This is a genomic window from Streptomyces sp. BE20, assembly GCF_036322525.1.
GTDB lineage: Bacteria > Actinomycetota > Actinomycetes > Streptomycetales > Streptomycetaceae > Kitasatospora.
The window spans coordinates 1-4,441 of sequence record NZ_JAQYWW010001103.1; the positions used below are offsets into that span (position 1 = coordinate 1).

Here is a 4,441-nt window from a genome sequence, read left to right on the forward strand (position 1 = left end):
CGACTACACCACCGTCGTGGACACCACACGCCGCCTGATCTCCCGACTCCACGCCCACGATCAGGCCCTGGTCCTCGGGGGCACGGCCGACCGCGTCTACCGGCTGAGGCCTCGACCGCGGTCCACCGCCCGGCTACCGGTGCGGGGACGCCGCCGCCCATGACAACACCCGGCGTCCGACGACCGGGCCGGGCCCGCTCCACCAACGCCGCCAACACCCGCCCCGCTACTCGCGGACCGCCGACCACCCCCACGGGGACGCCCGTGACGCTCATGCGCCTCGGCCCCGTCGGCAGCGAACGCCCTGCGATCCGTCGACCTCCCCACGGCGAACCTCGCCGAGTACCGGGCGATCGTGCACCGGTGCCCCGTCGCCGACCTTCCCCGGCTCCGTTCCAACCTCCTGGAACGCGCGAAACGCGCACCGTCGTGGACGATCCCGGGCCCCCTGGGCATGACATTCCCGCGTTCCCGCCGCCCGCCTGGGCAGCGCCCTCCGGACGGACCCCGGCGCCCCCGACCGGGTCGGCAGCGTGATCACCGGATGCGAGCCCATCGTCGCCGAAACCGGCACAGCCACATTGAACTCGACCGTGTCGAAGGGGTCCACGGATCCCGCACCCTGGATGTGATCGTCGTCGACCGGGACGGCGACCGGGCCGGCCGGCGGGATCGCGGCCACCGGGGTGATCCGGCCCGGCTACCCGCGCAGGATCCGAGTCGCGGATGCGCGGCGGCCTCCGGACAATGGAGATCTACAAGCAGTCGTCGGGAAGGTCTCATGATGGCTGACCCCGCGGAGGGATCCCCTGCTCCACCGTCCGCTCCGTTCGACCTGCCGATCGTCGCCACGGCAGAGCTGAGTGCCGAAGGCGTCGTCGTCGGTTGGACGGAAGCGGCGGAGCGACTCCTCGGGTATCCGGCGGAGGCGATACTCGGACGGTCCGGTCTGTCCCTGCTGGCCGATCCCGACGTTCCCACCGAGTTCACACCGGGGGGCCCAGCGCAGTCAGGGGTGATCACGGCTCGGCACCGAAACGGGCGCCGCGTGATCGTCGGTGTCCAGGCCGACCCGCTGGCAGCCCCTCACGGGAGCAGACGCTGGCTGCTCTCCGCCGTCGACCTCGGATCCACCCCGTGGTGGGGTGTGAGCCGGTCCCTCCTGGAACGCTTCCTGACCCGGTCACCCTTCGGTATGGCCGTCCTCGACACAGATCTCAGATACGTCTGGACGAACAACACCCTCGACCGCATGGCCGGCGTCTTCAACACGGCACGGCTGGGGAGACGGATGAGCGAGGTGCTGCCCCGGCTGGCCCCCGGAGCCTTGGAAGCCCAGATGCGGCGGGTCCTCGACACGGGTATACCTGTCCTCGATTTCGAGTACCACGGCTACACCCCGGCCGATCCCGACCGCGAACACGCCTTCTCGACCTCGGTCTTCCGCCTCGATGACGTGCAGGGACGGGTGATGGGCGTCTGCTACATGGGGGTCGACGTCACCGATCGCTGGCGGGCCAGGGAACGACTCGCCCTCCTGAGCGAGTCCGGAGGCCGCATCGGCAGCACACTGGACATAGGCCGCACGGCTCAGGAGCTGACCGAGGTCGCCGTCCCCCGGATGGCCGACCTGGTCCTGGTCGACCTGCTCGACTCCGCCCTCAGAGGCGAGGAACCGCGCCCGATCTCCCGGCGCGGCACGCCGTCACTGCGCCGAGTCGCACATCGCTCGCTGGAGGAGGGCTGTCCGGAAGCGGTCGTGGCGGTCGGCGAACAAGCAAGGTACGGGCCGTCCTCCCCCTTCGTTCGCTGCCTGGTCGACGGCCGGGCGATCATCGAGCCGACACTGTCACCGTCCGATGCGCGCTGGCTCGCCGAGGACACCCTACGAGCCGAGTCGGTACTCTCCTTCGATCTGCGCTCGCTGATGGTCGTACCGCTGCGGGCGCGCGGTACCGTCCTGGGCGTGGCCGCCTTCGTCAGGCGTGAACGCACGGAACCGTTCGACCGGGATGACCTGCGGCTCGCCGAGGAGTTCGTCGGCCGAGCTGCCCTGTGCATGGACAACGCTCTGCGCTACACCCGTGAACACACCACCACGCTGACGCTCCAGCACAGCTTGCTCCCACACGAGTTGCCCGCAACCAGCACGGCGGAGGTGGCCTCACGGTACCTGCCGGCCCACGGCCAGGAGGGGGTGAGCGGCGACTGGTTCGACGTCATCGCGCTGTCCGGCGCCCGGGTCGCCCTCGTGGTCGGCGACGTGGTCGGGCACGGTATCAACGCAGCCGCCACCATGGGAAGGCTCCGCACGGCCGTGCACACACTCGCCAACCTGGACTATCCGCCCGACGAACTGCTCGCACACCTCGACGACCTGGCCCTACGCCTCATCGACGAGGAACCCGACGGCTCGGCCACCGCTGCCGTCCTGGGAGCCACCTGCCTGTACCTGGTCTGGGACCCGGTGGCACAGACGTGCACCGTCGCCCGGGCCGGCCACCCGCCTCCCGCGGTCGTCGCGCCCGACGGCACCGTCTCCTTCGCCTCCGTGCCGGCGGGGCCACCGCTCGGCCTGGGCTGGCTGCCGTTCGAGTCGGCAGAGCTGGACGTGGCGGAGAACAGCCTTCTGGTCCTGTTCACCGACGGCCTGGTGGAGCGCCGGGACCGGGACATCGACGTAGGACTGCAGGAGCTGAGGAACGTCCTGGCCGAGTGCACGGGCACGCCGGAGGAGATCTGCGATGCGGTCCTGAGCCGCCTGCGCAACGGCCCCCTGGAGGACGACACCGCGCTGCTGGTTGCGCGGGCCCATCCGCTCGGACCGGACCAGGTGGTCTCGTGGGACCTCCCGTCCGACCCGGAGATCGTCTCGCAGGCCCGCTCCCTGACGACGAACACCCTGGCACGGTGGGAACTGGAGGAGCTGTCCTTCACCACCGAGCTGATCGTCAGTGAACTCGTCACCAACGCCATCCGTCACGGCGCAGGCCCGATCCGGCTCCGCCTCATCCGGCACACCGGACTCATCTGCGAGGTCGCCGACAGCAGCAGCACCTCGCCACACCTGCGCCACGCCCGGACCACGGACGAAGGAGGCCGCGGCATGTTCCTCGTCTCGCAGATGGCCCAGCGGTGGGGCACTCGGCACACCAACCGGGGAAAGATCATCTGGTCCGAACAGACATTGCCCCGTACGGACGTCCCGGACCCCTGACCTCTCGGAGCGGCGTCCGGGGCGGCCGGCGTTGTGGTGGGCGCGCCGGCTGTGCGGGGGCGCGAGGGGTGGCGCACGCTCCGGCCCGTTGGCTGTACCCATGGTCTTCGCAGGCCGGGCCGAGGATACTCGGGGCACCGGACCGAGCCCCTTGTCCCGGAGCCAGTCGTCAGGCGACGGCTCTGGGACCGCTCCGGGCTCGTCGGGTCCGGTCGGCCCACGGACGAACGATGCCGTTCTCCCGTGTGTCCCGCCCTTCCACCACTCACCTGTCCCTGCGCCGCCGACTCGCCGGACTACTGGCCGTCGTCGCGGTCATCTGCTCGTCGCTCGTCCTGGCCGCCCCCTCCCAGGCGGCTCCGCTGGACCTCGTGTGCACGGGCTCCCAGACCCTCAACTACAGCCCGGGGTTGACCCTGACCCCGCAGAGTGTCACCGTCAGCGGCGGCGGAACGTTCAACTGCTTCTCCCTGGCCGACCCGTCCCTGACGGCCGGTGGATTCATCGTTCCGCCGACCGTCGCACCCTGGGCTGTGGTCTGACCGGCGGGGGTGGGACCTTCACCCACCAGTGGAACAACGGCAACACCAGCACCATCAGCGCGACCAGCGTCGTCACGATCAACCTCGGTGCGATCCAGGTCGTCTCCACCGGAACGGTGACCGCCGGGCAGTTCGCCGGCGACACCGCCGTCTTCACCTGGACCGGGACCAGCTCCGAGCTCCTCGCGTGCCTCCTCGGGGGTGTCTCCCAGTACAACGGGACCACCTTCCTGACATTCGCCTGAGCGGCCGTCAGCGACGCATCCGGAGCGGCACGGCTGTTCCGGATGCGTCGAACCCGCATACCCACGCCCCCCGCCTACAGTGCTCGCCGGAATTCGCGACGTACGTGCCCGAAAGGTCGTGCAACTCCGTCACGGGAGCGCCTGGCCAGGGACTCGGCCGCAAGTCCTATGACCAGGCGGGACGGTCAATGGCGTACGGGGAACCGGTTGCCTCGGCCGTTCGGGGCACGTTGGCCGACGAGATCGTCGAGCACCTGCTGCGGGCAGGTGTGCCGCAGGTAGATCACGGTGACCAAGGTGGGGGCTGGTGCCGCTTGCGTATGTGTCGGCCGGTGGCCGTCATGCGGGCAGTTCGGCCCAGACCAGCTGGCCGGTGGCGGTCTGCATGGCGCCCCAGGTGCTGGCCAGGGCGGCGACCATCAGCAGACCCCGGCCGC

3 protein-coding genes are annotated in these 4,441 nt (G+C 70.4%); all 3 read left to right on the forward strand.

Annotated elements, in window-relative coordinates:
- Positions 1–1,048: 1,048 nt before the first annotated feature.
- The 3 genes from PUR61_RS33205 to PUR61_RS33215 all read left to right on the forward strand — a co-directional run bounded on the left by PUR61_RS33205 (position 1,049) and on the right by PUR61_RS33215 (position 4,004).
- Complete coding sequence (locus PUR61_RS33205; RefSeq protein WP_329883226.1) at positions 1,049–3,217, forward strand: SpoIIE family protein phosphatase; 2,169 nt, start codon at positions 1,049–1,051, stop codon at positions 3,215–3,217.
- A 245-nt stretch (positions 3,218–3,462) separates the two neighbouring features.
- Positions 3,463–3,759: a hypothetical protein gene (locus PUR61_RS33210; RefSeq protein ID WP_329883227.1), complete on the forward strand. Its 297-nt coding sequence runs from the start codon at positions 3,463–3,465 to the stop codon at positions 3,757–3,759.
- A gap of 116 nt (positions 3,760–3,875) precedes the next feature.
- Complete coding sequence (locus tag PUR61_RS33215) at positions 3,876–4,004, forward strand: hypothetical protein (RefSeq protein WP_329883228.1); 129 nt, start codon at positions 3,876–3,878, stop codon at positions 4,002–4,004.
- The last annotated feature ends 437 nt before the right edge of the window (positions 4,005–4,441 follow it).